Here is a 23092-nt window from a genome sequence, read left to right as displayed (position 1 = left end):
CGCGGTCAGCCGACCAGCCCTGACCGGTGCGCCAGGGCGGCCGCCTCCAGCCTGCTGCGGCACCCGAGCTTGGTGAGCACCCGGCTGACGTGGGTCTTCGCGGTGGTCTCGGAGATCACCAGCGCCGCCGCGATCCGGCGGTTCGACATCCCCTCGCCCAGCAGGGCCAGCACCTCCCGTTCGCGCGCGGTGAGCTCGGCGAACCCCGGGGCGGTGTCGTCGGGGGCCCCGGTCGCCGCGGTGGTGCGTCCGGTGGCCGCCGTCCCGGCGACCGCGCCCGCGATGAGACGTCGCGTGACCTCGGGCGCCAGGATCCCGTCGCCCGCGGCCACCCGGCGCACCGCCTCGACGAGCTCGTGCGCACCCACGGACTTGAGCAGGAAGCCCACGGCCCCCGCCTGGAGCACCCCGAACAGGTACTCGTCCAGGTCGAACGTGGTGAGGGCGACGACGTCCGCCAGTCCCTCGTCCACGATCTGCCGCGTCGCGGTGATCCCGTCGGTGCCGGGCATCCGGATGTCCATGAGCACGACGTCAGGCCGCAGCGCGCGGGCGTTGCGCACGGCCGCGGCCCCGTCGGCGGCTTCCCCCACGACGACGACGTCCCCGGCCTGCTCGAGCATCAGCCGCAACCCAGTCCGGATCGCGCCGTGGTCGTCGGCGAGCAGCACGCGCACGGGTGTGGTCACGAGGCCTCCAAGGTGTCGAGAGGTGCAGCACCCGGCGCGCGGTCCCCCACGTGGTCCGCCGGGAGGGCCACGGGAAGGACCGCACGCACACGCCAGGTCGGTCCGTCGGCGCCAGCGTCGAGCGTGCCGCCCAGCGACCGGGCGCGCTCGGTCATGGTGACCAGGCCGGTGGCGGTGCCGAGCGACGGCGCGAGCCCGGGCCGCGGCGCGGGACCGGTGGCCGCCTCGTCGGCACGGGCCAGCGCACTCGTCACGACGATCTCGAGGCGTGCGTCCCGTTCGGCGACCTCGAGGGCGACCGGCCCGCCGGCGCCGTGCGACGCGGCGTTGGCGAGCGCCTCCTGGACGATCCGGTAGGCGGCGTGGTCGACGGCCGCGGGCAGCGGACGACGGTCCACGTCGACCCGGGCGCGCACGTCGGTGCCGGCCGCGCGGGCGGCGGCGAGCAGCTCGTCGAGGCGGTCGAGGCCGGCCGGCGCGGTCGTCGGACCGGTCGCGCCCGGCGCGCCGCGCAGGACCAGGATCATCGAACGCATCTCGTCGAGCGACGCGACGGCCTGCTCCCGCACGGCCGCGAGCGCGGTCCTGTCCCGTGTGGCGTCCGGTGTCCCGGCCAGCGCGGCCTCGGCGTGGATCGCGATCGCCGACAACCGGCCCGCGACGACGTCGTGCAGGTCGCGCGCCATCGCGGCGCGCTCCTCGCGCACGGCCGCCGCGCGGTCCAGCTCGGCGATCCGCACGGCGTCGGCCGCGTGCACCCGCGCGAGCGCGGCCTGCTCACGCTCCAGGTCCGCACGGCGGGACTCCACATCGGCCAGCTCGGTGCGTGTCCGCACGTCCGACGCCCACCACAGCGGCGTGACCAGCAGCGCGACCACCTGGAGCGTCGCCCCGACCACCTGCGACGCGGACTGACCGGCGACCAGCGTGGCGGTCGGCGCCGCGACCCCGACCGCCACGACGAGCGACGTGAGGACCGCGCGCGCCCGCCGACCGACCAGGAGCGCCGCGGTGTACAGCGCGTCGAAGAAGACGAGCAGCAGCCCGAGGCTGCCGCCGACCGTCCCGCTCGCGAGCGCGAGCGCGGTGACGACGCCCAGCACCACCATCGGCGCACGGCGCTTGAGGACCAGGGCGGTGCAGGCCAGCACCAGGAGCCCGATGTGGACCCAGGTGCGCGCCGGCCCGCCGACGGGTCCGCCCGGCCCGTGCACCCCCGTGCCCACGAGGACCAGCCCGACCACCAGGTAGAGCGCGGCCGTGCCGCGGTCGCCGAGCCCGCCGGAGGGCCGGAGCCGGCGCAGCACGGCGGTCGAGGCGGTCACGGCGCCCATCCCAGCACAGCACCGTCGGCGTGGCCTCGTCCGAAGGGAGGACCGCGGCGCGCAGGATCGTCGGGACGGCCGACGACCGCACCGTGGGCCGCGTCGCACGCTCGGGGTCATGGACGCCATCCGCGACAACCCCGTCGCTGCCCTGGTCGTCGCGTGCGAGGTCGCCTTCTGGGTGTTCCTGCTCGCGGCGGTCGTGGCCCGGTACGCGCTGCACCTGCGCCGCACGTCGACGGTCCTCCTGCTGTGCGAGCCGCTGCTCGAGGTCGTGCTGCTGGCCGCGACCGTCGGGGACCTGCTGCGCGGGTCCGAGGCGTCGTGGACCCACGGCCTCGCCGCGCTCTACCTCGGCTTCACGGTCGCGTTCGGCAGGCGCACCGTGCATGCGGTCGATGCCTGGGTCGCGCACCGGTTCGCGGGAGGCCCGCCCCCTCCGAGGCCCCCGAGGTACGGGTCCGCGAAGGTCCGGCACGAGTGGGCGCTCTGGGGTCGCGTGCTGCTCGCGTGGACCGTGGCGGTCGCGATCCTCGGCGTCCTGCTCCTGATCGCGGACGGGTCGGACGAGGCCGCCGAGCAGCAGCGGGCGGTGCTGCTCGGGTGGGGCGGGCGCGCCTCGGTGGTGCTGCTGATCTGGTTCGTCACGGGGCCGCTGTGGACGTCGATCGCCCCGCCGCGAGCCCCCGCCGACGAACGGCGTCCGCACGACCGGGAGGACGCGCCGCCCGCACGCGGGTGACGTCTCCGGTCACGCGTGCAGCGCCGTGGCCCTCACCAGCGCGTCGACCGCCCCGCGCTCCCCCTCGACCTGCAGGTCGGGCGACGGCTCGAGCGCCGCTCCGCCGATGATCACGCGCTTGAGCGCGCGCGTCGTCGCCCGCAGCACGGCGTGCGGCGCTGCGGGTCCCGCGGCGTCCCGGACCACGGTCGTGCGCTCGTCGGTCATCGTGGCGGTGTACGCGACGGGCGCGGCGCCCTCGCGGCGTGAGTCCACCAGGTGGAGCGCGACGACGGTCGGGTCCGCCCGGTCGACGCGCGGACGCGCGTGCGCACGCATCGCCAGGACGAGAGTGTCCGGGCTCATGTCCGCGTCCCACAGCAGACCGGGCGAGTCGGCCGCCCACGTCGCGAGGGCGGTGTTCACGGCCTCGAGCCGCAGCCCGCGCTCGGTGAGCGCGTACACGTCGACGTCGGCAGGGGCCGGCAGGTGGCGGCGCTCCGCGATGCCCTCGGACTCGAGGTGCTGGAGTCGTTGCGCCAGGACCGACGGCCCGATGCCCTGCACGTCCTGCTGCAGGTGCGCGAACCTCTTGGGGCCCAGCAGCAGCTCACGCACGACGATCATGGTCCAGCGTTCGCCGATCAGGTCGAGGGCGTGCGCGGTCGCGCAGCCGTCGTTGTACGAGCCGTACGTGCGTCGCGTGCCCACCGGCTGAATGTACCCCGTGGTCGCGCATCGGAAGTGTGCACTACTGTTTCCGAAGTGCCGACGACGAAGGAGCCCGTGATGCCGTCCTGGACGACTGAGCAGTACTGGAACGCGATCGCCGCCGAACGCGCGCGGTTGGCCGACGATCTCGCGGCCCTGACGCCCGAGCAGTGGGCGGCTCCGTCCGCGTGCGACCGCTGGACCGTCCAGGACGTCGTCGCGCACCTGACGGCGGCCGCGAGCACCGCCCGGTGGGCCTGGCTCAGGAGCATCGCCGCGGCCCGCTTCGATGCGGCGGTGCACAACGAGCGCCGCCTGGCCGAGCACCGCGGGACGGCGCCCGGCGAGACGCTCGAGAGGTTCCGGTCGGTCGTGCCCTCCCGCATCGCGGCGACAGGTGACCTCTGGGCCTGGCTCGGTGAGGTCGTGGTGCACGCGCAGGACGTCCGTGAGCCGCTCGGGATCGCCACCGCGCCGGCCGCCGAGTCCGTGGTCGCGGTGGCCGAGGGGTACGTGCGCAAGGACTTCGCGGTCAACTCGCGCCGCGCCGCGCGGGGGCTGCGCCTCGTCGCGACCGACAGCGACTTCCGTGCGGGTGACGGGCCGGAGGTCACCGGCACCACGCTCGACCTGGTCCTCGCGATGGCGGGGCGCGGGGCGGCCGCCGCGCGGCTGAGCGGACCCGGCGCCCAGCGCCTGGCCCACGCGTCGCGCTGACGTGGGCTGCGTCAGGCGGGCTGCCAGAGCTCGATGCGGTTGCCCTCGGGATCGGTGACCCACCCGAACCGCCCGACGCCCTCCATGTCCTGGACCTCTGGCGCGACGTCCGCCCCGCGCTCACGCAGCTGCGCGAGCATCGCGTCCAGGTCCCGCACGCGGAAGTTCAGCATCACGCGCTGGTCCGGGGAGCCGAAGTAGTCCGACTGCGGCTCGAACGTCGCGAACACCGTGACGCCGGCGTCCTGACGCCAGAGCTCCTGCGCCTCGGCGTCCAGGCCGAGGCACTCCCGATACCACGCGGTCAGCGCCGCCGGGTCGTCCGCACGCAAGAAGTAGCCGCCGATGCCCAGAACGCGTTCCATCGGGCCAGCATGTCAGCACACCCCGTGCTGCGCGCAAGGGCGCCGCTCAGGCAGACGGCCCGTTATGCGGGGCGCGGGAGCTCCAGGACGTACCGCTCCTCGATGACGTCCGCGTCTCGCGGTGTCGCCATGCGCTCGCCGGTGCGCGTGAACCCGGCGCGCACGTACAGGTCGCCGGCCGCGTGGTTGCCGTCCACCAGCCACAGCGACACGGTGCGCGCACCGTCGGCGATCGCGGCGTGCCGGATCGCGTCGAGCAGTGCCCACGCCAGGCCCTGACGGCGTGACTCGGGCGCCACCCACAGCCCGACCACGTGCCGGTCGTCCTTCGGCGACCCGGGCTCCTGCAGCATCGAGATGATGCCGCGGGGCTCGCCCGCCTCGTCGAACGCGAGCCAGGTCGGCACGGTACGCATGCGCATGCGCCAGTGCTTCTCCTTGAACCGCTCCTCGCGCTCGAGCGTCGAGCCGAACGCATCGGGGTCCTCGCGGAGGGCACGGAGCCGGATGGTGGACACGGCTGCCCAGTCGTCCTCGGTCGCCTGGGAGATCTGCACCGGTACAGGATGCCCTAGATGCGACGGACGTCCCTGCTCACGCGCCGTGCCCGAGCGGATCGGGCGTCGCGCGCGCGACGTCGGCCACGTCCTCCTCGGGGCGCGGCGGGATGGTCTCGTCGAACTCGAGCAGCGGGACCTCGTCGGTGCTGCCGAGGGGCGTCGCGTCCTCGTGGCGGGGGTCGGTCTCGGTCATGGCGCTCCTTCACCGGGCGTCGGGCCCGCGGGGTGCGGGCTCGGGACCAGTCTGTGACGGTGCTGACCTGGGCGCACGCGCTGCGCGGCACGTCCCGCGCCTCGCGCCGGCGGTTCTTCGTCGACGCGGTGCACCCGATACGGTGACCCGGTGCTGGTGCTCGGGGTGTGCAGTCTGAAGGGTGGCGTCGGCAAGACGTCCGTGACGCTCGGTCTGGCGTCCGCCGCGCTCGAGCGTGGGCTGCGCACGCTCGTCGTCGACATGGACCCGCAGGGTGACTCGACGATGTCGCTGGGCGTGCAGCCCGAGGGCGTCGACGTCGCCACGGTGCTCGACGACCCGGGCGAGGCCGCGGTGCGTGCGGCCACGCTTGCGAGCACATGGGCCGATGCGGGCCTGGACGTGCTGCCCGGCTCCGAGCGCAACGTGCGGCACGACCGCCTGGACGACCACGAGCTCGGCCGCCTGAGGTACGCCCTGACGGGCCTGACGGGGTACGACCTGGTGCTGGTCGACTGCCCGCCGTCGCTCGGATCGCTGACCCGGATCGGCCTGACCGCGTGCGACCGCGCCGTGGTGGTCACCGAACCGGGGCTGTTCGCCGTGATGGCCGTGGGACGCGCGATGCGCACCATCGACGAGCTGCGACGCGGCCCGGCGCCCAACCTGCAGCCGCTGGGCATCGTCGTGAACCGGGTCCGGGCCCGTTCCCTGGAGCAGGCGTTCCGCCTGGACGAGCTCCGGTCGCTGTACGGGCCGCTGATGCTCACGCCGCAGGTTCCCGAGCGCGCCGCGTTGCAGCAGGCCCAGGGCGCGGCCCAGCCCGTGCACGCGTGGCCCGGGGCCGCCGCGACCGAGCTGTCCGAGGTCTTCGACGCGCTGCTGGACCGCGCGCTGCGCGCACCCCGCCGCTGACCACGCACCTCGGACGACGAAGGCCGCCGGACCTCGCGGATCGGCGGCCTTCGTCGTGCGTCGTGGTTCAGCCCGCCGTGCGCGCCTGACGGCGTCGCGCGAGCTCGTCCTGCGGGTGCTCGGCCGCGTGGGCGGCGTCGTCGTCCGCACGCTCGGTCGGCAGCTCGGCGAGCGTGCCCTCGACCTCGCGCCACACGCGACCGACCGCGATGCCGAACACGCCCTGACCGCCCTGGACCAGGTCGATGACCTCGTCGGCCGACGTGCACTCGTACACCGAGGCGCCGTCGGACATGAGGGTGATCTGGGCGAGGTCGTCCACGCCGCGCTCGCGCAGGTGGCCCACCGCGGCCCGGATCTGCTGCAGCGAGACCCCGGTGTCGAGCAGACGCTTCACGACCTTCAGCACCAGGATGTCGCGGAACGAGTACAGGCGCTGCGTCCCGGACCCCGTCGCGGGCCGGACGGTCGGCTCGACCAGGCCCGTGCGGGCCCAGTAGTCGAGCTGGCGGTACGTGATGCCCGCGGCGCGGCACGCGGTCGGCCCGCGGTAGCCCGTCGCGTCGTCGAGGTCAGGCAGGTCGTCGTCGAACAGGAGGCCCTGCGCGCGTTGCGGGACGCCCGTGACGTCCTCCGCGTTCTCGTTGGCCACGCTTCCTCCACTCGTCCTGCAGGTCGCGCAGCAGGTCGCGCATTCGCGCGCTGCGCCTGGGGGCCACGCTAGGCACCCGGGGGTGCCGACGCAACGACGTGCGGCGCGTGTCGCGGTCGGCGTGTCTCACCTTGAACCTCAACCTGAAGGTTCTGTGGCGTGGGTCACGGTCCGCGGCTCGGCCCCGGCTCCTCCCCCGTCTCGAAGTCCTCGGGCGTGACCTGCTCGAGGAACGCCCGGAACTGCTCGACGTCGTCGTCACCCGCGTCGTCCGCGGCGTCGGGGTCGATGCGCTGGACCTCGACGCCCGCGACGGCCACCACCTCGGCCGAGCACAGCACCGGGACACCGAACCGTAGCGCCACCGCGATCGCGTCCGACGCACGCGAGTCGACCCGCGCGCCGTTGCCGAGCGTGAGCTCGGCGTAGAAGACGCCGTCCTCCAGACGCGTGATCACCGCGCGCCGCACCTGCTCCCCCGCGGCGATCAGCAGGTCCCGCAGCAGGTCGTGCGTCATCGGCCGGGGAGGCGCGGAACCCGACTGGGCCACCGCGATCGCCCCCGCCTCGTGCGGGCCGATCATGATCGGCACCACCAGGTCGGACTCGGGGTCCAGGAGCAGCACGACGATCTCCTCGGCGACCGGGTGCTGACGCACGCCGATCACCTCGACCACGACCAGATCGGGCTCCTGCGACACGACTCCACGCTACGACCCTGCGGCCCCGGGCGCGCGGTCCGTGGACCCCCGGGTGCGGCGTCCGTCCGGGCGCCGGCTCGCGCCGGCCCGGCGACCGGTCAGGGCGTGAGGTCGGCGACCGCTGCGCGGACCAGGGCGGTGTGCAGGCGGGCGCAGACCTCACCGAGCTCGGCCGAGAGCTGCCCGGCGTGCGCACGGGCGGTCGCGCTGCGCTGGCTGCGCAGCGGGCTGGTCACCTGGTCCACGAGGTCCGCCTGACGCTCGGCCGCGGCGCGGAACTGACGCAGGTGGCGGACGTCGATCCCGTGCTGCGCGAGCTCGGCCGCGGTGACCACGACCTCGCGCGCCCACGGGTCGAACGTGCCACCCGGGCGGGGCGTGAGCACCCCGGCCGCGACGAGCTCGGCCACGAGCTCAGGCGCCACGCCCGCGTCCTGCGCGAGCGCGTCCGCCCCCCAGCGGTCCGCCTGGCGCTGCACCACGCCGTCGCGCGCGGCCAGCCGCGCTCGCGCCGGCGTCTCCTCCTCGAGACCGGCGTCCAGCGCTGCGAGGCGTTCGCCGATGACCTTGAGCGGCATGTAGCGGTCGCGCTGCTGCCGCAGCACGAAGCGGAGCCGCTCGATGTCGGCCGGCGAGTACTGGCGGTAGCCCGCGGGCGTCCGCACCGGCTCGACCAGCCCCTGCTCCTCCAGGAACCGGAGCTTGGAGGGCGTGACCGCCGGGAACTCGATCCGCAGCGCCGCGAGGACGTCGGAGATGCGCATCGAGGCGCGCCGGGAGATGCCCCGCGGCCACGGCTCGAGCTCCCCGCCGTCCTGCTGCGCGGAGTCGACCTGCGGCTCGGGCACCGCCTGCGGCAGGCGTCGGGCGCGCCCGCTGGTGGAGCCGCTCATGCGTGCGGCTCGGCGGTGCTCGTCATGCCTCGGGCTCGCGGTGCGGGCTCGGGTGGAACGTCAGGCGGTACTTGCCGATCTGCACCTCGTCGCCCGCACGGAGCGCGGCCTGGTCGATCCGCTGGCGGTTGACGTACGTGCCGTTGAGCGAGCCGATGTCCCGCACGACGAAGTGGCCGCCCTCGCGCACGAACTCGGCGTGCTTGCGGGACACCGTCACGTCGTCGAGGAAGATGTCCGCCTGCGTCGAGCGGCCCGCCACCGTGCGCTCCGCGTCGAGCAGGAAGCGAGCCCCCGCGCTCGGTCCGCGCTGCATCACCAGGAGCGCGGACGTGGGCGGCAGCGCGTGCACCGCGCTCGACTCGTCGGGCGTGAGGCCCACGGGCGCGCCCTGCTCGATGTCGACCGGCGCGAGGCTGCCGAAGTTGACGGTGGTCTCGGGACCCGGCACGTGGCTGGTCCGGTCGTCGTCCGTCATGTGACCTCCCTGGGCGTGCGCGCCGTGCTGACCGACACGGTTCGACGTCGAGCCGACGTCGTCGTGCGGACCACCCTATGCAACGTCGCGCCCGAACGCAGCCACCGACCTGCTTCCGGCCTCGCCGTGCGCCGGGACGTGGGGCTCACTCGCCGTCCGGGGCGACGGGCGTCGCGTACTGCGGGTCCTCGAGCTCCCGCACAGCGCTGACCTGGACCTCGTCGAGCTCCTCGACCTCGCCCGACGCGCCGGTGCCGCGCACGGTCGCCATGGCACCGCCCGGGATCTGCAGCGCGATGGACAGCGTGTCCGGGTCCCCGATCGCGAGCCACGTGAACGGTGCCTCGAGCGGCACGCCGTCCAGCTCGATGGCCCCGCGCGTGCCCGTGAACGCCGAGCTGGCGGTCACGCGCCGGTCGTTGAGCTGGATCGCCTCGGCGCCCGCGTTCCGCAGCTCCTCGAGCATGTTCAGCATGGTGACCGGCTGCAGGTCGCCCTGAGGGTCGAGCAGCGTGACCCGGACCCCGGGGCCCTGCGCCGGCAGGCGCCCGGACAGGATGCCCTGCGTGATCGCGCTGCGACGCAGCGAGTCCAGGGCCGCCTCCTGGCGGTCCGAGCCGGACAGCAGCTCGTCGCGCTGGCCCCGCAGCTCGACGACCTCCTGCCGGAGCTGGTCACCCCGGTCGGTCGTCTCGTCGAGGATCCGGACGAGCTCGGACTGCCGCAGGCCCGACAGCGCGCTCTCGTCGTTCTGGCGGACCTGGACCACGAGCGCGAACCCGAGCAGCGCGCACAGGACCGCCGCGAACAGCTGCGCACGGTTGGCGCGAGGCCGCAACGCACGCGCGAGGACCAGCCAGCCGTTGGGTGCGGCGTCCATGGCGGTCGGCGCTGCCGCGACCGCGGGTTCGTGAGCGGGTGCGTCCGGTTGATCGGTGCCGAGGACCGTGGCGTCGTCCCCCACCGGGCGCAGCGCGCTCTCCCGCACCGCCGCGTCGGCACGCGCCCACGCCGCCTCGTCCGACGGCGTCGCCGCCTCGCGGGCCTCGTCGCCCTCGTCCGGCGTGCGCTCGGGTGCGACGTCGTCGTCCCGAGCGGTGTCGTGGGCCACGCGCGCGGGGTCGGTGGGCTCGTCCGGTGCGGTCGCGGGCTCGTCGGGCTCGTCGGGGTCCGTGGGCGCGATCTCGTCCTGAGGCCACGCGGCGAACGCGGTCTCGCCACCCTCGTCGGGCTCGGGCACGTGCGGGTCCTGCGGCGGCACGGTCGGCGGGCGCTCGTCCACGTCAGGCCTTGAACAGGTGCCGACGGATCGCCGCGGCGTTGGAGAAGATCCGGATGCCGAGGACCACGACGACGGCCGTCGACAGCTGGCTGCCCACACCCAGCTGGTCGCCCAGGAACACGATGAGCCCGGCGACGATCACGTTGGACAGGAACGAGGTCAGGAAGACGCGGTCGTCGAAGATGCCGTCGAGCATGGCGCGCACGCCGCCGAAGATCGCATCGAGCGCGGCGACCACCGCGATCGGCAGGTAGGGCTGCAGCTCGGCCGGCACCGTCGGCTGGAGGACCAGCCCGGCGACCACACCGACGACCAGCCCGAAGACCGCGATCACGACCCGCTCCCCTCGTCATCCGCACCGGCGCCCGGCGCGTCCGGCGTCGAGGCTGCCACAGCGGGAGGCGAGGGCGAAACCGACTGCTCCCGGAGCGTGCCGGGGTCGGTGGTCGCGCGCGCCGTCGGGCTGACCAGCGGCTCCGGCAGCGCGCCGTCGGGCACCTCGGCGTACCGCAGCGTCGCCTGGCCCGCGCCCGGCAGGCTCACGGAGTCCTGCGCGGAGACGTCGACCCCGATGCCGTACGTGGCCCGCAGCGCGCCGAGCAGCTCGCCGACGTCGCCCTGCGTGAGCGCGGTCTGCAGCGCGGGGGCGTTCCCGACGACCTCGACGCGGTACGGGTTCGTGAGGGGTACCAGGTCGACGAGCACAGCACTGCCCGCCGACCGGATGGCCGTCGTCGGCCCGATGCGCTGGTCGTTGATCGCGATGGCCTCGGCGCCCGCGGCCCACAGCCCGTTCACCACGACCTGGAGGTCGAGGTCCTGCACGCGTGCCGGGTCCTCGGGGTCGTCGACGACCGCCGCGGGCGCATCGCTCAGCCGGACGACCAGCCCCGGGCCGGAGACCGGGAGCTGGCCGGCCTGCACCGCGCCGGCCTCGACCTCGGCGCGCAGCGGGCCGTCCGCGTCGCCGACGAGCCGGGACTGCAGCGCGGCGATCTGTGCCGAGAGCTCCTCGACGTCCTGCTGCAGCGCCGCGACCGCGTCGTTGCGCTCGACGATGCTGCTCTCGAGCACGTCACGTGCCTGCTGCGCGCTGGCCGCGGGCTGCAGGAGCGTCTGTGCGGCGGCGGTCACACCGATGCCGAGCACGGCGGCCGTGACCAGCAGGACGGCCGCGCGCGCGGGGCTGCGCCGGCCCTTCTCGCCCGTCGCGCGGCGGTGCGCCACCAGTGCGTACCCCGGGTCCAGAGGGCTGCGGTCGACCTCGGTGAGCAGGGTCATGGACGCGTCCGGGCGGCGGCCCGCCGCGGGGACCGGAGCCGGTTCGGCATGCGCGGCCGGTCCGGGCAGGGGTTCCGCGTCCTGCGGACCGGGCGGGCGGGCCGTCACGTCCGGGCCTCGCGCAGCAGCGCGCGCGCCTGCACCAGGTACAGCGCCCCGGCCAGCCAGTACAGGCCGACGCCCCACAGCGCGAAGGCCCAGCCGACGACCTCGGCCACCGTGCCCAGCCACGAGTCCCAGGACGCGAGGAGCAGCAGCGGGAACGCGTACAGCAGCGCGAACGTGCCGGCCTTGCCCGCCAGGTGCACCGCGGGCGGCGGGTACCCACGCCGTCCGAGCGCCAGCAGCATGACGCCGAGCACGACCTCACGCGCCAGGATCACGACGAGCAGCCACAGCGGGACGACGCCTCGCCACACGAGTCCGACGAGCGTGACGGCGATGAACAGGCGGTCCGCGGCGGGGTCCAACAGCTGTCCCAGCCGCGTCACCTGGCCGAGGCGGCGCGCGAGCACTCCGTCGAGCCAGTCGCTCGCTCCCGAGACGGCCAGCACCACGACGGCCCAGCCGTCCTGGCCGGAGGCGATGAGCACGCCGAACACCGGGACCAGGAGCAGCCGCACCGCGCTGATCAGGTTGGGCCAGGTCAGCACACGCGTGCTGGGCCGCAGGTCGCGTCCCTGGTCCTGATGCCGCACCTGCTCTGCCACGCGTGCGCGCCTCCTGTCGTCGTGCCGGGGGCGATCCTATGCGGGCTGCTGCACGCACGGGGTCGGCATGACACGCTGCACGCATGGACACCCACGACCCGGCGGTCATCGAGCGCCTCCTACGGACCCCGGCGCGCTGGGCGGTCGTGGGCCTGTCCACCAACACGTCACGGGCGGCGTACGGGGTCGCGGCGTACCTGCAGCGCATCGGGCACACGATCGTGCCCGTGCACCCCCTCGCGCAGGAGGTGCACGGCGCGCGGGGCTACGCGTCGCTCGCGGACGTGCCGGGCGACGTGGACGTGGTCGACGTGTTCGTCAACTCGACGCTCGCGGGAGCGGTCGTCGACGAGGCCGTCGCGCGGGGTGCGCGCGCCGTGTGGCTGCAGCTGGGCGTCGTGGACCACGACGCGGCGCGCCGCGCGCACGCGGCAGGCCTCGACGTGGTCATGGACGCGTGCCCCGCGGTCGAGGGTCCGGCGATCGGGCTGCGCTGAGGCGTGTGCGCGAACTCACCACGGGCACCTCTGCCGTCCGGCCGGTCCGGCCGGTAGGCTCTCGTCCGATCGCGGAGTTCGTCGCGTCCCCCTGAGAGCCGCCCCACCCCTGAACCGGGGTCGTCGGGCGTGCCGTGCGAGAGGCATCATCGGATGCCCAGGTGTTCGGGGCTGCGACAGCCGAATACCAGTCCGGTGTCGGTTCAGTCCTCCCTCGAACGGAACGGCACCACATGACCATGCCCTCGGGCTCCCCCGCGCCCTCGCACGCCTCCGACCCCACCGCCGAACTCACGTTCGACGAGCTGGGCCTGCCCGACGCGCTGCACCGCGCCGTCGCCTCCCTCGGCTTCGTCACGCCATCGGCCATCCAGGCGCGCGCCATCCCGGCCCTGCTGTCCGGCCGCGACATCGTCGGCGTCGCGCAGACCGGGACGGGCAAGACCGCCGCGTTCGGCCTGCCGCTGCTCGCGGCGGTCGACCCCGAGGTCCGGGCGGTCCAGGCCATCGTCCTGACGCCGACGCGTGAGCTGGCGATGCAGGTCGCCGAGGCGATCTCCACGTTCGCGCAGCACATGCCCGGCCTCGGTGTGCTCCCCGTCTACGGCGGCGCGCCGTTCCTCCCCCAGCAGCGTGCGCTGCAGCGCGGTGCGCAGGTCGTCGTCGGCACGCCCGGCCGCGTGATCGACCACCTCGAGCGCGGCTCCCTGGTGCTGGACCAGGTGCGGTTCCTGGTGCTCGACGAGGCCGACGAGATGCTCCGCATGGGCTTCGCCGAGGACGTCGACAAGGTCCTGCAGCGCGTGCCCGCGGGGCGTCAGGTGGCGCTGTTCTCCGCCACGATGCCCCCCGCGATCCGCCGCGTGGCCGAGCAGCACCTGGTGCACCCGGTCGAGGTGACCGTCGCGCGCCAGTCGTCGACCGTGACCACGGTCCGCCAGACCTACGCCGTGGTGCCGCACCGCCACAAGGCCGGCGCGCTCGCCCGCGTGCTCGCCGTGCGCGAGGCCGACGCCGCGATCGTGTTCGTGCGGACGCGCGGCGCGGCCGAGGAGCTGGGCAGCGCGCTGGTCGAGCGCGGCGTGTCCGCCGCGTTCATCTCCGGCGACGTCGCGCAGGGTGACCGCGAGAAGATCGTCGACCGGCTGCGGGGCGGCGCGCTCGACGTGCTCGTCGCGACCGACGTCGCCGCGCGTGGCCTCGACGTCGAGCGCATCGGCCTCGTCGTGAACTTCGACGTCCCGCGTGAGCCCGAGACGTACGTGCACCGCATCGGCCGCACGGGCCGCGCCGGGCGCGAGGGCATCGCGCTCACGTTCGTGACGCCCGCCGAGCAGTCGCGGCTGCGCACCATCGAGCGCACCATCCGGACCCAGCTCGAGCAGGTGCCGATCCCCTCGCCCGCGGAGGTCTCCGCGCACCGCGTGCGCGCCCTCCTCGAGCGCGTCGAGCTGCGCAAGCAGGCCGGCCGCCTGGACGTGTACCGCGAGGCCGTGTCCCAGCACCTCGCGGCGAGCCCCGAGCTCGACGCGCGGGACCTGCTCGCGACCGTGCTCGCACTGGCCGTGGGCGACGAGGGCCCCGACGCCCGCACCGCGGACGACCTGGACGACGCGCTGTCGCGTGCCACGCTCGGCGCGGAGCGCGGCGAGCGTGCCGGCCGCGAGCGCGACGGCCACGGCGACCCGCGTGAACGTCGCCGGCCCAGCACCCACATCGCGGGCGGCCCGCCCCGCTGGCGCGTGGCCGTCGGACACCGTGACGGGCTGCAGCCCGGCGCGCTCGTCGGCGCCCTCACGGGCGAGGGCGGGCTGACCGGCGCCGACGTCGGCAAGATCGACATCTTCGGCAGCTTCTCTCTCGTGGACATCCCCGGCGGCCTCACGCCGGACGTCGTCGACCGCCTGTCGCGCGCACGCGTCGCGGGGCGTCCGCTGCGCATCCGGGTCGACAGCGGGCCGCGGCCCGGGCACGGCGCGAGCCGTCCGGGTCACGGGCCCGGGCACGGTCCGAGCCACGGGTCGGCGCACGGTCCGCGCGGCCGCGCCTGACCGCACGTCCCGGAGGGCCGTTCGACCGTCGGTGACCGACGGCCGGGCGGCCCTCCGCCGCACGTGCGGCCGTCTCAGCGCGGCCCGGTGCGAGCCGGGGTGCGCGCCGCCGCCCGGGCGACCGCGATGTCGGCCTCGCGCAGCACCGCGCCGGGATCGGCGCACCCGCGCACGCTCGCGACCACGCCGACCCGCACCCGGTCGCCCAGCTCGGCGTGCAGGTCCTCGATGACGCGTCGCACCCGCGGCGGCACGCCGGCCGGACCGGTGTCCTCGAGCAGCAGCGCGATCTCGTCATCCGCGCTGCGTGCGGCCGTGTCGCCCGCACGCACGGCCGACCGCAGGCGTTCGGCGATCTCGCGGAGCGACTCGGCATGCACGGTCGAGCCGCGCGGACCGGCCGCCTGCGGACCTGTCGCGGGGATCCGCACCACCACGAGCGCGCAGTCGTAGTCCTCGATGCGATGGGCCCGCACGACGGCTGCCCCGAGCCGGTCGAGGAAGAGCAGACGCGTGGCCAGCCCCGTCTCGGCGTCGCGCAGCGCATCCCGCTGCTGCGAGAGCTCGGCGTGCTTGCGGTCGGTCACGTCCACGATCGTCCCGACGAGGCGCGCGGGGCACCCGGCGTCGTCGAGCACGGTCATCGCGCGGCACAGCAGCCAGCGGTACTCCCCCGTCGCGTTGCGCACCCGGTGCTGCAGCTCGAGCGTCGGGTCGGAACCTGCCAGCGCGCCTGCGATGGCGGTGGAGACCTCGTCACGGTCCGCGGGGTGGACGCGCTCGAGCCACTCGGTGGGTGACGAGCCGACGGCGTCCTCGTCGTACCCGAGCGTGCGCTTCCAGCGCGGCGAGTAGTAGACGGTCCCGGCAGACACGTCCCAGTCCCACGTCCCGTCGTCGGCCGCCATCGACGCGAGCGCGTAGTGCTCTTCGCTCACCCGGACGGCGTCCGCGAGCGCACGCTCGCGCGCGGCCGACTGCTCGAGCTGGAGCCGCTGCTCGTGCAGCGACGAGAGCAGGTCCTGCTGGTCGAGCGCGACCGCCAGGAGCGCGGCCCAGTGGTTGAAGCGGTCGCGAGCGGTCGTCGAACGGGCTTCCACGGGGCCCTCGACGGCCAGCAGGCCCCAGTCCGAGCGGCCGCACGTGACGGGGACGACGAAGGTCGCCTCGGCCAGCGTGCCGCCCCGCAGCATGCTGGGCGGCGGGAACTCCGCCGCCACGGTCCGGGTCCCGACGAGCCGGGTCAACGCGCCCGTCGCGTCGCGCACGCCCACGATCTCGAGGTCGCCACCCGGGCGGCCGTCGACCCACAGGGCGAGGCAAGCGCGCCCCCGCAGCCCGCGTGGCAGCCACTCGAGGGTCTGCGGGTCCGTGACGTCGCGCAGCAGGTCCATCGCGACCTCGTACTGGTGCTCGACGGTGCCCTCGAGCCGTCCGGCTCGCGCGAGGAGCGCCGCGGTGCAGCCGCGGGTGAGCGCGAGGATCACGGAGGTCACGGCGCGGTCGACCGCGTCAGCGTGCGCGGTGGACGCCTGGAGGAGCAGGGACTCGCGGGCGCGGTGCACCGCGGCCACCAGCAGCTCGAGCGCGTCGGGGTACGGCTGGAGGGCTGTGGTGAGGTCCGACAGACGCTGCATCTGGGCGTCGTCGGGCGCCGTGCCGGTCACCGACGCGACGAGGGGCTCGACGACGGCCTGGCACCACAGCTCCTGCGGGCTGCGGCGCTCGTGCCGCTCGGGCCGACGGTCGGCGTGCCGGTCCGCGTGCCGCTCGGCGTGCGACGGCGGTGCGTACCGCTCGCCGCGCACCTCGCCGCGCGGGTCACGGTGCGAGCGCACGTCGTGCTGCGCGGGGACGATGCCCCGGCTGCCGGCGAAGGCGGTGCGGGCGAGGGCCAGCAGGTCGTCGCGCCAGTCCACCTCGGTCGCGTCGAGCCTGCTCAGCGGCGTGCAGCCGCACGACTCGCGCACCACCAGCGACGTCGCCGTGCGGTGCTCCCCCACCGGCACGATCTCGCCGCGCAGACGGGCGAGCAGCAGCCGCACGGCGGCCTCGCCGACGCGGTCGAAGTGCGCGTCGACCGTGGTCAGTCGCGGCGTGAGGCGCGCCCCGAAGTCGGCGTGGTCGAACGCGACGACCGCCTGGTCACGCGGCACCGACAGGCCCGCGTGCCGCAGGCCGGCGATCAGCCCGGCGGCGTTGCGGTCGGTCGCGACCACGACGGCGGTGGTCGGCAGGCCGGCCGCGAGCAGGCGCTTGGCCGCGGCCTGGCCGCCGGCCTCGTTGTTGTCCGTGGCCTCGAAGAACCACGCACCCTCGGGCTCGAGGCCGTGCGCCGCGAGCGTGTCGCGGTAGGCCGTGAACCGCTCGCGCATGTCCCGCTGCGTGAGCGAGCCGACGAAGCCGATCGCGCGGTGCCCGTGCGCGATCAGGTGCTCGACGGACGCCCGCACGCCCGAGGCGTTGTCCGGGAGCACCACCGGCACGCTGCGCGACGGCACCTCCTCGCTGACCAGGACGGTCGGCAGGCCGCTCGCCTCGATGCGCGCCAGCCGCTCGGCGGGCAGCGCCGCGCTCAGCACGACGAGACCGTCGACCGCGCGCAGCGCGACCGGGACGTCGTCGGGCTCCGCCGCCCGGTCCCGGTCGAGGCCCGCCGGGTACGTCTGCACCGCGACCACACGGTGCCCGCCGGCGCGACACGCGCGGGCGACGCCCGCGATCACCGCGCCGAAGTAGAACCCCCCCACCACCGGTGCCAGCACCCCGACCGTTCGTCGTGCCGGTCCGGGAATCGGGCTGTGCCGCCCAGGCCCCCCACCTGTCACCCCTGCCACCTCGTCCACGTCGTCGGAGCCGAGATGATGCGTTCCGGACGCATCGGGCGAAAGAATAGGCGATCGTGGCAACTCAGGCAGCCCCCAGCGCGGGCCGACGACCGACGATCGCCGACGTGGCACGGGCGGCGGGGGTCTCGACAGCCGTCGTGTCCTACGCGCTGAACGACCGGCGTGGTGTGTCGGGCGCGACCCGGGAACGTGTCCTGCGCGTCGCCGACGAGCTCGGCTGGCGCCCCAACCCCGCCGCCCGGTCGATGCGTGCGGGCGCGCAGGCGGTGGGTCTCGCGCTCGTCGCCGGCGAGACGTTGCACGGCGCTCCGGTGCTCGACGTGGTCGCGACGCTGCAGCGCGCGCTGTCGCAGCGGGGCCTCTCGGTGGACCTGCGCGTGGTCGAGGACGACGCCGAGGCGGCCGAGCTGTACCTGCGCTGGGGTGCCGAACGGCGGTGCGAGGCCGTCGTCGTGCCCAACGTGCGGGTCGACGACCGTCGCCTCGCCGCGGTCCAGGCGGCGCGGCTGCGCGCGGTGGTGGTGGGACCGCCGGACGTGGCACCGCACCTGGCGGCGGTCGAGGTCGACGACGCCGAGGCGTACGGCCGGGTCGCGCGCTACCTGGTGGACCTCGGCCACACGCGCGTCGCGGCCGTCACGGGCCCCGCGGACTGGGTGCGGTCGCAGGCGTACGAGCACGCCCTGCGGCTCGGTCTGGCCGCAGGTGGGGCGCAGTTCGAGGTCGCGACGACCGACGGGACTCCCGAGGGCGCCGCGGCCGCAGCGCGACGCCTGCTGACGGCCGACGCGCCCCCGACCGCGATCGTCCTGGAGACCGACGTCGCCGCGCTCGCCGCGCTCGACGTCGCGCGCCGGACCGGCCTGGTGCTGCCCTGGGACCTGTCGGTGGTGGCGGGGGCCGACAGCGTGCTCTGCCGGCTCGCGACGCCGGCCGTGACGAGCCTGCCCGCGTTGGGCCCGGACCTCGGGACCGCGCTCGCCGAGGCGGTCTGTGGGGCGCTCGACGGCGGTCCGGAGGACGCACCCGTGCGGGTCCCGCTGCGGGTGGGCGCGCTCGCGGTGCGCGGTTCCACCGCACCGCACGCACGCTGACGGCACCGGTCCCGGGACGGGCGTGCGGGCCCTAATCGATTCGCCCGCTGCCCCCGGGATCGCGTGCATGGTCGGGTGGGCCGTGGTCGCCGACGACATCCCGGGGCGGCCCTCGCCCGCACAGCGTCGTCGCGGGCGTGCCGCTCGATCCCTCGGAGGACCCACGTGTCCCGACACGGACCCCACGCCGGCGCCCGCCGGCGTCGCGCCGTCGCCGCCGCCGCGACAGCCACCCTCGCAGCCATCCCGCTGGCCGCCGCGCTCTCCACCGGCGCGCAGGCCGCCACGCGCGTCGACAACCCGTACGCGGGTGCCGTCCAGTACGTGAACCCGACCTGGTCGGCGGCCGTCAAGGCGTCGGCCGCGCGTCAGAGCGACGCGTCGCTCGCCGCCAAGATGATGACCGTCTCGCAGCAGCCGACCGCGGTCTGGATGGACCGCATCAGCGCGATCACGGGCAACGCCGACGGCAAGGGCCTGAAGTTCCACCTGGACAACGCCGTCGCGCAGCAGCAGGCCGCCGGTGTCCCGCTGGTCTTCAACCTGGTCATCTACGACCTGCCCGGCCGCGACTGCTACGCGCTGGCCTCGAACGGTGAGCTGCCCGCCACGGATGCCGGGCTCGCGCGCTACCAGAGCGAGTACATCGACCCGATCGCCGCGCTGCTCTCGGACTCGAAGTACGCCGACCTACGCATCGCCGCGACCATCGAGCCCGACTCGCTGCCGAACCTCACGACCAACATGAGCCAGCCCGAGTGCCAGCAGGCGGCGCCGTACTACCGCGCGGGCGTCAAGTACGCGCTGGACAAGCTGCACGCCGTGGGCAACGTCTACAACTACATCGACATCGGCCACTCCGGCTGGCTCGGCTGGGACTCCAACGCAGGCCCCGCCGCCAAGACCTTCGCCGAGGTCGCGCGCTCCACGCAGGCGGGCTTCGCCTCGATCGACGGCTTCGTCTCCGACGTCGCGAACACCACGCCGCTCGAGGAGCCGTTCCTGCCCGACCCGACCAAGACGTTGGGCGGTGGCAACCCCATCCGCTCGAGCAGCTTCTACGAGTGGAACTTCGACTTCGACGAGGTCGACTTCGCGGCGCACATGCACCGTCTCCTGGTGGCCGAGGGCTTCCCGACGACGCTCGGCATGCTCATCGACACGTCGCGCAACGGCTGGGGCGGCCCGAACCGGCCCACGGCCGTCTCGACCAGCACCGATCTCAACACGTACGTGAACGAGTCCCGCGTGGACCGGCGCGTGCACCGTGGCGCGTGGTGCAACCCGCTGGGTGCGGGCATCGGTGAACTGCCGAAGGCGTCGCCGTCCGGTTACGCCGCGTCGCACCTCGACGCGTTCGTCTGGATCAAGCCCCCGGGCGAGTCCGACGGTGCGTCCACCGACATCCCGAACGACCAGGGCAAGCGGTTCGACCGCATGTGCGACCCGACGTTCGTCTCGCCCAAGCTGTCCAACCAGCTCACGGGCGCGACGCCGAACGCCCCGCTCGCGGGCCAGTGGTTCGAGGACCAGTTCGTCACGCTGGTCAAGAACGCCTACCCCGTGATCAACGGTGGCACCACGCCTCCCCCGGTCGACACCGTCGCCCCGTCGGTGCCCGCGGGCCTGACGGTCGGTGCGGTCACGAGCTCGAGCGTCGCGCTGTCGTGGACCGCGTCCACGGACAACGCGGGCGGCTCGGGCGTGGCGGGGTACGACGTGTACCGCGGCACCACGCTGATCGGCTCGCCCACCACGACGAGCTTCACCGCCACGGGCCTGTCGCCCGACACGGCGTACTCGTTCACGGTGCGCGCCAAGGACGTCGCGGGCAACGTGTCCGCCGCGTCGAGCGCGGCGTCGGCCACGACGCTGCCCGGCACGACCCCGACCGACACGGTCGCCCCGTCGGTGCCGACCGGCCTGGCCGCCGGCACCACCACGACGACGAGCATCGCGCTGTCGTGGAACGCCTCGACGGACAACGCGGGCGGCTCGGGCGTGGCGGGGTACGACGTGTACCGCGGCACCACGCTGATCGGCTCGCCCACCACGACGAGCTTCACCGCGACGGGCCTGTCGCCCGACACGGCGTACTCGTTCACGGTGCGCGCCAAGGACGTCGCGGGCAACGTCTCGGCCTCGTCGGCCGCGGTCAACGCCCGCACGCAGACCGACGTGATCGTGACCCCGACCCCGACGACCGAGCCGGGTGCCTCCTGCAAGGTGACCTACCAGGCCAGCGGGTGGAACACGGGCCTGTCGGCCAACGTCAAGGTGACCAACACCGGGTCGTCGGCGATCAGCGGCTGGACGCTGAAGTTCACGTTCCCGAGCGGTCAGCAGATCTCGCAGGGTTGGAGTGCGACCTGGTCGCAGTCCGGCTCCGCGGTGACGGCCACGAACGCGCCGTGGAACGGCACGCTCGCGCCCGGCGCGTCGACCGACATCGGCTTCAACGCGTCGCACTCCGGGACCAACACGGCCCCGACCTCCTTCACGCTCAACGGGGCCTCCTGCACCGTCGCGTGACCTCGACCGCGGGCGGTCGTGCTCCGGCACGGCCGCCCGCGGCGTCCCCGCCGCACCGCGGCCCAGCACCAACGAGGAGCACCGTGTCCGCACCACACCCTCCCCACGGCGTCCGCGCACGCCGCGCGCTCGGCGCGCTCGCCGCCGCGGCCGCCATCGCCACCCCGCTCGCGGTCGCCGCCGCTCCCGCCCAGGGCGCACCGGCCAGCGACTGGCTGCACGTCCAGGGCAGCACGATCGTCGACGAGGCCGGCACGCCCGTGTGGCTGACCGGCGTCAACTGGTTCGGCTTCAACGCGACCGAGCGCGTGTTCCACGGCCTGTGGTCCGCCAAGCTCGAGGACGTCACGCGCCAGATCGCCGAGAACGGCATGAACATCGTGCGCGTCCCCATCTCCACGCAGCTGCTGCTCGAGTGGAAGAACGGTCAGGCGAAGGTCTCGTCGGGCGTCAACACGTGGGCGAACCCGGACCTCGAGGGCAAGACCACGTTGCAGGTGTTCGACCAGTTCCTGGCGTACGCGGAGAAGTACGGCCTCAAGGTCATGCTCGACGTGCACAGCGCCGAGGCGGACAACGCGGGACACGTGCAGCCGGTGTGGTGGAAGGGCACCATCACCGTCGAGGACTTCTACTCCGCGTGGGAGTGGGTCACCGACCGGTACAAGACCAACGACACCATCGTCGCGATGGACATCAAGAACGAGCCCCACGGGACCGCGAACTCGTCGCCGCGCGCCAAGTGGGACTCGAGCACCGACCAGGACAACTTCAAGAACACGTGCCAGGTGGCGGGCCGCCGGATCCTGGCGATCAACCCGCACGTGCTCATCCTGTGCGAGGGCGTCGAGACCTACCCGATGGACGGCGTGCCCTGGACGTCGACCAACACCAAGCAGTTCCACAACACGTGGTGGGGCGGCAACCTGCGGGGGGTGCGGGACCACCCCGTCGACCTCGGGGCGCACCAGGACCAGCTGGTGTACTCGCCGCACGACTACGGGCCGCTCGTGTTCGAGCAGCCGTGGTTCACCAAGCCGTTCACCAAGGACACGCTCACGGCCGACGTGTGGGACCCGAACTGGCTGTACATCCACAAGGAGGGCATCGCGCCGCTGCTGGTCGGCGAGTGGGGCGGGCGGCTGGGTCAGGACGAGCGGCAGGACCGCTGGATGATCGCGCTGCGCGACACCATGATCGAGAACCGGATCGCGCACACGTTCTGGGTGCTCAACCCCAACTCGGGTGACACCGGCGGGCTCCTGCTCGACGACTGGGCGACGTGGGACGCCGCCAAGCTCGCGATGCTCAAGCCCGCGCTGTGGCAGGACGGGGGCAAGTTCGTCAGCCTCGACCACCAGGTCCGGCTGGGCGGCCCGGGCAGCACGACCGGCAAGTCGCTCGGCGAGCTGACCGGCGGGCCGACGACGCCCCCGACCCCCACGCCGACTGCCACGCCGACCCCGACGTCCACGCCGACATCCACCCCGACGACCACGCCCACGGGTACGCCGACGCCCACCACACCGCCCGCCGGCGCATGCCGCGTGACCTACCAGGGCAGCGCGTGGAGCACGGGGATGTCCGTGAACCTCACGCTCACCAACACGGGCACGACGGCGCTGACGGGCTGGACGCTCGCGTTCGACCTGCCCGCCGGACAGCAGCTGGGCCAGGGCTGGAGCGCGACCTGGTCCCAGACGGGATCGCGCGTGACGGCCACCCCGGTGGCGTGGAACGCGACGCTCGCACCGGGTGCGTCCGTCGCCGTGGGCTTCAACGGCACGCACGGCGGGTCCACCGCGGCGCCGGGCGCGTACACGCTCGACGGCACGGCCTGCACCGTCGCCTGACGGCGGCACAGACGGGCGCCGGT

23 protein-coding genes are annotated in these 23092 nt (G+C 74.5%); 8 read left to right on the top strand and 15 right to left on the bottom strand.

Going from position 1 to position 23092, the window contains the following annotated elements:
- Positions 1 to 5: 5 nt before the first annotated feature.
- The gene (locus tag CELGI_RS08660) at positions 6 to 689 is read right to left on the bottom strand and encodes a response regulator (protein ID WP_013883748.1); all 684 of its coding nucleotides are present in this window, start codon (positions 687 to 689) and stop codon (positions 6 to 8) included.
- Entirely contained in the window at positions 686 to 2014 is a 1329-nt protein-coding gene (locus CELGI_RS08655) for a sensor histidine kinase (protein ID WP_150104698.1), read from the bottom strand. The genes CELGI_RS08660 and CELGI_RS08655 overlap by 4 nt, the downstream gene beginning before the upstream one ends.
- Positions 2015 to 2132: 118 nt before the next feature.
- Between CELGI_RS08655 and CELGI_RS08650 the strand changes: the two genes are divergently transcribed.
- On the top strand, positions 2133 to 2756 hold the full coding sequence (locus CELGI_RS08650; RefSeq protein WP_013883746.1) for a hypothetical protein: 624 nt from the start codon (positions 2133 to 2135) through the stop codon (positions 2754 to 2756).
- A gap of 9 nt (positions 2757 to 2765) precedes the next feature.
- Here the strand turns inward: CELGI_RS08650 and CELGI_RS08645 are convergent, their stop codons facing one another.
- Positions 2766 to 3446, bottom strand: coding sequence for a winged helix-turn-helix transcriptional regulator (locus CELGI_RS08645; RefSeq protein WP_013883745.1), 681 nt, complete (start codon positions 3444 to 3446; stop codon positions 2766 to 2768).
- A gap of 78 nt (positions 3447 to 3524) precedes the next feature.
- Between CELGI_RS08645 and CELGI_RS08640 the strand changes: the two genes are divergently transcribed.
- The gene (locus tag CELGI_RS08640; RefSeq protein WP_013883744.1) at positions 3525 to 4163 is read left to right on the top strand and encodes a maleylpyruvate isomerase family mycothiol-dependent enzyme; all 639 of its coding nucleotides are present in this window, start codon (positions 3525 to 3527) and stop codon (positions 4161 to 4163) included.
- Positions 4164 to 4174: 11 nt separating this feature from the next.
- Here CELGI_RS08640 and CELGI_RS08635 read toward each other — a convergent pair whose 3' ends face one another.
- The 3 genes from CELGI_RS08635 to CELGI_RS17355 all read right to left on the bottom strand — a co-directional run bounded on the left by CELGI_RS08635 (position 4175) and on the right by CELGI_RS17355 (position 5281).
- Positions 4175 to 4528, bottom strand: a complete 354-nt coding sequence (locus CELGI_RS08635; protein ID WP_013883743.1) for a VOC family protein — start codon at positions 4526 to 4528, stop codon at positions 4175 to 4177.
- A 62-nt stretch (positions 4529 to 4590) separates the two neighbouring features.
- A complete protein-coding gene (locus tag CELGI_RS08630; RefSeq protein ID WP_013883742.1) occupies positions 4591 to 5085 on the bottom strand; it encodes a GNAT family N-acetyltransferase in 495 nt (164 codons plus the stop codon).
- Between the two features lie 37 nt (positions 5086 to 5122).
- Positions 5123 to 5281: a hypothetical protein gene (locus CELGI_RS17355; protein ID WP_013883741.1), complete on the bottom strand. Its 159-nt coding sequence runs from the start codon at positions 5279 to 5281 to the stop codon at positions 5123 to 5125.
- Positions 5282 to 5431: 150 nt separating this feature from the next.
- Here CELGI_RS17355 and CELGI_RS08625 point away from each other — a divergent pair, with 150 nt between their 5' ends.
- A complete protein-coding gene (locus tag CELGI_RS08625) occupies positions 5432 to 6196 on the top strand; it encodes a ParA family protein (protein ID WP_013883740.1) in 765 nt (254 codons plus the stop codon).
- Positions 6197 to 6263: 67 nt separating this feature from the next.
- On the opposite strand, the gene CELGI_RS08620 is transcribed toward CELGI_RS08625, so the two are convergent.
- From CELGI_RS08620 to CELGI_RS08585, 8 genes are all read right to left on the bottom strand, one after another.
- The gene (locus tag CELGI_RS08620; RefSeq protein ID WP_013883739.1) at positions 6264 to 6848 is read right to left on the bottom strand and encodes a MerR family transcriptional regulator; all 585 of its coding nucleotides are present in this window, start codon (positions 6846 to 6848) and stop codon (positions 6264 to 6266) included.
- Between the two features lie 164 nt (positions 6849 to 7012).
- Positions 7013 to 7549, bottom strand: coding sequence for a bifunctional nuclease family protein (locus CELGI_RS08615; RefSeq protein WP_013883738.1), 537 nt, complete (start codon positions 7547 to 7549; stop codon positions 7013 to 7015).
- A gap of 98 nt (positions 7550 to 7647) precedes the next feature.
- A complete protein-coding gene (gene ftsR / locus CELGI_RS08610) occupies positions 7648 to 8442 on the bottom strand; it encodes a transcriptional regulator FtsR (protein ID WP_013883737.1) in 795 nt (264 codons plus the stop codon).
- A gap of 22 nt (positions 8443 to 8464) precedes the next feature.
- Complete coding sequence (locus CELGI_RS08605) at positions 8465 to 8920, bottom strand: FHA domain-containing protein (RefSeq protein ID WP_013883736.1); 456 nt, start codon at positions 8918 to 8920, stop codon at positions 8465 to 8467.
- A 145-nt stretch (positions 8921 to 9065) separates the two neighbouring features.
- A complete protein-coding gene (locus CELGI_RS16480) occupies positions 9066 to 10202 on the bottom strand; it encodes a DUF881 domain-containing protein (RefSeq protein ID WP_013883735.1) in 1137 nt (378 codons plus the stop codon).
- A gap of 1 nt (position 10203) precedes the next feature.
- The gene (locus CELGI_RS08595; RefSeq protein WP_013883734.1) at positions 10204 to 10536 is read right to left on the bottom strand and encodes a small basic family protein; all 333 of its coding nucleotides are present in this window, start codon (positions 10534 to 10536) and stop codon (positions 10204 to 10206) included.
- Positions 10533 to 11483, bottom strand: coding sequence for a DUF881 domain-containing protein (locus CELGI_RS08590; RefSeq protein ID WP_013883733.1), 951 nt, complete (start codon positions 11481 to 11483; stop codon positions 10533 to 10535). The genes CELGI_RS08595 and CELGI_RS08590 overlap by 4 nt, the downstream gene beginning before the upstream one ends.
- A gap of 104 nt (positions 11484 to 11587) precedes the next feature.
- Complete coding sequence (locus CELGI_RS08585) at positions 11588 to 12193, bottom strand: CDP-alcohol phosphatidyltransferase family protein (RefSeq protein WP_013883732.1); 606 nt, start codon at positions 12191 to 12193, stop codon at positions 11588 to 11590.
- Positions 12194 to 12276: 83 nt separating this feature from the next.
- Here CELGI_RS08585 and CELGI_RS08580 point away from each other — a divergent pair, with 83 nt between their 5' ends.
- Together CELGI_RS08580 and CELGI_RS08575 are read left to right on the top strand one after the other, a co-directional pair.
- Entirely contained in the window at positions 12277 to 12690 is a 414-nt protein-coding gene (locus CELGI_RS08580; protein WP_013883731.1) for a CoA-binding protein, read from the top strand.
- A 233-nt stretch (positions 12691 to 12923) separates the two neighbouring features.
- On the top strand, positions 12924 to 14741 hold the full coding sequence (locus tag CELGI_RS08575; protein WP_013883730.1) for a DEAD/DEAH box helicase: 1818 nt from the start codon (positions 12924 to 12926) through the stop codon (positions 14739 to 14741).
- Between the two features lie 74 nt (positions 14742 to 14815).
- Here the strand turns inward: CELGI_RS08575 and CELGI_RS08570 are convergent, their stop codons facing one another.
- Positions 14816 to 17506 carry a substrate-binding domain-containing protein gene (locus tag CELGI_RS08570; RefSeq protein WP_013883729.1) on the bottom strand — a complete coding sequence of 897 codons (2691 nt, stop codon included), beginning with the start codon at positions 17504 to 17506 and terminating at the stop codon, positions 14816 to 14818.
- A 188-nt stretch (positions 17507 to 17694) separates the two neighbouring features.
- Here CELGI_RS08570 and CELGI_RS08565 point away from each other — a divergent pair, with 188 nt between their 5' ends.
- From CELGI_RS08565 to CELGI_RS08555, 3 genes are all read left to right on the top strand, one after another.
- Positions 17695 to 18684 (top strand): LacI family DNA-binding transcriptional regulator, encoded by a 990-nt coding sequence (locus CELGI_RS08565; protein ID WP_245528076.1) that lies wholly within the window; start codon positions 17695 to 17697, stop codon positions 18682 to 18684.
- Positions 18685 to 18849: 165 nt separating this feature from the next.
- On the top strand, positions 18850 to 21216 hold the full coding sequence (locus tag CELGI_RS08560) for a glycoside hydrolase family 6 protein (protein ID WP_013883727.1): 2367 nt from the start codon (positions 18850 to 18852) through the stop codon (positions 21214 to 21216).
- 83 nt (positions 21217 to 21299) lie between these two features.
- Positions 21300 to 23069, top strand: coding sequence for a cellulase family glycosylhydrolase (locus CELGI_RS08555; RefSeq protein ID WP_013883726.1), 1770 nt, complete (start codon positions 21300 to 21302; stop codon positions 23067 to 23069).
- Positions 23070 to 23092 lie beyond the last annotated feature (23 nt).

This window comes from Cellulomonas gilvus ATCC 13127 (assembly GCF_000218545.1).
GTDB lineage: Bacteria > Actinomycetota > Actinomycetes > Actinomycetales > Cellulomonadaceae > Cellulomonas > Cellulomonas gilvus.
This window is presented reverse-complemented; position numbering and strand designations above follow the sequence as displayed.